This window comes from Cupriavidus consociatus (assembly GCF_017814975.1).
Lineage (GTDB): Bacteria > Pseudomonadota > Gammaproteobacteria > Burkholderiales > Burkholderiaceae > Cupriavidus > Cupriavidus consociatus.
Genome location: NZ_JAGIQA010000194.1, coordinates 1 through 294 on the forward strand (window position 1 = coordinate 1; position 294 = coordinate 294).

Annotated in this window: 1 pseudogene; it reads left to right on the forward strand. The window is 63.6% G+C overall.

What is annotated here, in order from left to right:
• Nucleotides 1–294, forward strand: a pseudogene (locus tag J8I82_RS38995) (hypothetical protein); the annotation flags it as partial.

The following is a 294-nucleotide window of genomic DNA, read 5'->3' on the forward strand; positions in this document are numbered from 1 at the left end:
CCGCTGCTGGACCAGCGCCAGGAAGACCTGACCTTCCACGACATCCTGGCCGCCGCAAACCCGAACCCGATGCTGCGGTTCTCGTGCGAGCTGATCAACGAGATGATCCGCCAGCTGGTGGTGTTCGGCAACGTGTCAACAAAGGGAAAGTCAGGGTTTACGCACCCTCCGCGCAGGGTGGCTAAGAGAGTTCGATCCTCCCTTCGATTCCCCGACGGGCAGGCTGCGGAAACGGTGCAGGCATGCCAGCCAACCAGGCAGCATGCACAGAGAGGGGGCAATCCGGCGGCGCGC